Source organism: Bacillota bacterium (assembly GCA_040754675.1).
In the GTDB taxonomy this organism is placed as follows: domain Bacteria; phylum Bacillota; class Limnochordia; order Limnochordales; family Geochordaceae; genus Geochorda.
In genome coordinates, this window is the sequence record JBFMCJ010000446.1 from 1 (window position 1) to 3371 (window position 3371).

Sequence of the window (3371 nt, forward strand, 5' to 3'; positions counted from 1 at the left end):
CCGCATGGTTCGTGGCCCTGGGGCCCGTGGGCTGGGTGATCGCCGCCGTGGCGCTGGTGGCCACCGTTGTCGCGCTAAATTGGGACCGTGTCCGCGAGTGGACGGCGCGGGCCTGGGCGGCTGTGAGCGATTACTTGGTCCGCGCCTGGGAGTGGATCAAGAGCACCGCAGTGCAGGTATGGGAAGCGATCAAGGCATTCTTCGCCAGGTGGTGGGACGAATTGCTCGCCGTGTTCACCGGACCGATCGGCCTGATCGTCTACCTGATCGCCCACAACTGGGGGGCGATCCGGTCCAAGACCACTGAGATTTGGACCGCCGTCACCGGCTGGCTGTCGGGCATTTGGCAGGGTATCGTGAACGCGGTCAATAATACGTGGCAGTCCATCGTGAACTGGGTGACCGCGAAGTGGAATGAGCTTCAGACGGGCACCCAGGCCATCTGGACCTCGATTCGGGACTGGCTCTACGGCGTCTGGCAGGCGCTCGTGAACCGCATCAGCAGCGTCTGGGAAACCATCCGCTCCGGCGCAGCCAGCGCATGGCAGAAGGTGAAAGACACCATCCTGGGCGTCTGGGACGGGATCAAGAGAGGCATTGCGGCCTGCGTCAACAAGATCATCGACGTGCTCAATGGCATGATCCGGGAGATGAACCGCATTAGCTTCACGGTACCGAGTTGGGTGCCGATCATCGGTGGCAGGAGCTGGGGCTTCAACCTGCCCACCATCCCCTACGTGGCCCTGGCCGAAGGCGGCGAAATCACGCGACCCACCTTTACCCTGCTCGGGGAACAAGGCCGGGAGACGGTGATACCCGGCGGTCGAGCAGAACTCGCGGAAGACATCGCCCAGGCGGTCTACATGGCCGTCCGGGATGCCATGCGTGTAGTGCAGGCTACGCAGCCTGCCGGCGACCGAGAGATCGTGTTCGTGGTTGACGGTACGGCCTTCGCCCGGCTGACTTTGCCCGCCTTCATCCGCGAGGGCCAGCGCCAGGGCCTCCAGCTTGTAGTCAGGCCGCAGGGGGTGTGAGGCGTGCTCTGGATCGCCAACGTCCAGGTGGCAAAGCCTGCTGAAGTCAAGGTGGGACGGTTCGACCTGACTAAGAGCAGGCGCACGGCCTCCGGCAAGATGGTCATGGAGGTCATCGCCACCAAGCGGCGCGTGGACGTGACCTGGAAGATGCTCGCGGACAGCGACCTGAAACAAATCCTGGATCTGCTGGCGGCAAACAAGCCCTTCTTCACCTTGCAGTACCCGGACGCCGGGGGCGCGGCCACCATGACCTGCTACGCCGGAGACACCAACACGAGCCTGTGGCATACGGTCAACGGCGTGCGGTACTGGGATGAAGTCACCATCCCGTTTATCGAGCAGTGAGGTGACGACGATGGCGCGCATCAGCCTTGCAAGGCAACAGGTCTCCGACTCCGGGCTTCTGGCGGCGTACTCCCCGGCCCAGCCCGAAGGGCACAGCGTCGAGAACGACGGGCGCATAATCCTGCACGTCCGCAACGGCAGCCAGGAGCCTGTGACTGTTACCATCCTGACGGCCTACGTCCGGGCCGGACTGAAGTTGGCCGACCGCGTGGTGGAAGTGGCGGCGGGCGGCGAGGTATTCATCGGCCCCCTGGAGCCGGATGTATACAACCAGCCGGACGGGCAGGTGTATATGGACTATTCCGCCACCGAGGGCGTGGAGGTGGCGGCCCTTTTGGTGCCGCAGGCGGGTAGGCACAAGTAGGCGGGTGAGGCGTGGTGTACCCGGTCACGCAGGACTTCCTGGAGGCGATGCGGGCGGACAAGCGGCAGGTGTTGGCGAAGGTGGAGGTGGACTACACCGATCCCTTCCTGGACCAGTCCATCGCCGTTGAAGCCTCCGAGCAGGGCAACGTGTCCTACCCTGCTCAAACTGCCGATGCGGTGGAACAGGTGCCGTACAAGTGGGCCTCGCTCGACGGCTCCTGGGTGCTGGATGGCTCCTACCGCCTCGCGCCCACTCCCGACAAGCTGGCGCAGTACCAGTTCGGCTGGTGGGGCAGCCAGCTTGCCGGCACGGACGGGGCCTTCGCTTCGCCCTACCCTACGCTGACCGTGACTCACCTGCCCCGGCCTGTCCACACGCTCAAGGTCGTGGGCGATTCGGCCCGGGGCGAGTACCCGGTGGACTTCACGATTGAGCTTTATGCCGCTGATGACACCTTGCTGCATACGGAGGCGGTGACGGGCAACGCCGAGGTGGTCTGGAGCAAGGCCCTCGCCACACCGGTCCTGGACGTGGCGAAGCAGGTGCTGACCATTACCAAGTGGTTGCATCCGGGGCGGCAGGCGAAGATCGCAGAGTTCTTCACCAGCATCAAGGAGACGTACCTGAGCGGCGATCTTGTGAGCATCCGGCTCCTGGAGGAACGGGAGGCCAGCCAGGGCTCGCTGCCCGTGGGCAACATCACGGCGAATGAGATCGCCCTGGTGCTGAACAACGAGAGCCACAAGTTCGACCCGGACAATACGCAGAGCCCGCTCTTCCGCCTCCTAAAGCCGAACCGCCGGATCAGGGCATGGCTGGGTGTGGAGGTCAACGGCGTGCCCGAGTGGGTGCCGCTCGGCACCTTCTGGAGCCTCGATTGGGACAGCCAGGACGACACCCTGGAGGCCATCGTGACGGCCCGGGACCGGATGGAATTGCTCCGCAAGGGAACCTTCCAGACCTCGCAGGTGCAGACAAACGTCAGCCTCTACGCCCTGGCCGAGCAGGTCCTACAAGACGCGGGGCTGACGGCCAGCGAGTATGTCATAGACCCGTCCCTGCAAAGCATCGTGGTGCCCTACGCTTGGTTCGAGCCTGTCTCCCACCGCGAGGCCCTGCGCACCATCGCGGAGGCAGCCCTGGCGGTGGTGTATGCCGACCGGGACGGCGTCGTGCGGATTGAGCCGTTCGCCCTGGCTGGAGCGACACCGGCACTGGAAATTACGGAGGATGACTACTTCCTGCCCTTGCGGGCACCGAGCAAGCAGGCGGAGGTGGCGAACCAGATCATCGTGACCACACAGCCCCTGCGCCCGGCGGCTACGGCGGAGGAGGTCTACCGCAGCAATGCGCCGATCACTGTGCCCGCCAATAGCACCGTCACCGTGGCGGCCTACTATAACCAGCGCCCCGTGATCGAGGCCACCGCATCCCTCGTGAACCCGCCCTCGGGTGTGTCCATCGTGGGTGCAACGTACTACGGCTGGGGCGCCTCGGTGCAAATCCGCAACACGACGGGCACCGACCAGCAGGTAACTCTGAGCATATCCGGCAAGCCCTTGACAGTCCAGAACCAGGAACGGGCTGTGGCCGAGGACGCCGCCAGCATCGTGGAGAACGGC

Annotated in this window: 4 protein-coding genes; all 4 read left to right on the plus strand. The window is 64.7% G+C overall.

The features are described from left to right. On the plus strand, positions 1–1034 hold a 1034-nt coding region (locus AB1609_18730), incomplete at its 5' end, for a hypothetical protein (protein ID MEW6048482.1). Positions 1035–1037: 3 nt separating this feature from the next. After that, the gene (locus tag AB1609_18735) at positions 1038–1382 is read left to right on the plus strand and encodes a hypothetical protein (protein ID MEW6048483.1); all 345 of its coding nucleotides are present in this window, start codon (positions 1038–1040) and stop codon (positions 1380–1382) included. A 10-nt stretch (positions 1383–1392) separates the two neighbouring features. After that, positions 1393–1746 carry a hypothetical protein gene (locus AB1609_18740; protein ID MEW6048484.1) on the plus strand — a complete coding sequence of 118 codons (354 nt, stop codon included), beginning with the start codon at positions 1393–1395 and terminating at the stop codon, positions 1744–1746. A gap of 11 nt (positions 1747–1757) precedes the next feature. Continuing rightward, on the plus strand, positions 1758–3371 hold a 1614-nt coding region (locus tag AB1609_18745), incomplete at its 3' end, for a hypothetical protein (GenBank protein MEW6048485.1).